Here is a 225-nt window from a genome sequence, read left to right on the forward strand (position 1 = left end):
GATGGTGTAGGTGATGGTCGCCTCGCCCTCGAACCCGTCTGCGGGGGTGAACTCGGCTGTGCCGTCGTCGTTCAGCACCAGCGTGCCCTGCTCGGCCGGCACGGTGGCCGAGACCACGGTCAGGTCTTCGAGCGGCGTGTCGATGTCGGTGTCGTTGGCCAGCAGGTCAACGGTGACAGGCGTCTCGAACGGAGTCGTATCCGCATCATCCACCGCATCAGGCGC

At 66.2% G+C, this 225-nt stretch carries 1 protein-coding gene; it reads right to left on the minus strand.

The genetic code is table 11. From position 1 onward, the window contains the following. Positions 1–225: cadherin-like domain-containing protein (locus ABMC88_RS18490; RefSeq protein WP_349578365.1), on the minus strand; the 225-nt coding region annotated here is incomplete at both ends.

This window comes from Sulfitobacter aquimarinus (assembly GCF_040149565.1).
In the GTDB taxonomy this organism is placed as follows: domain Bacteria; phylum Pseudomonadota; class Alphaproteobacteria; order Rhodobacterales; family Rhodobacteraceae; genus Sulfitobacter; species Sulfitobacter aquimarinus.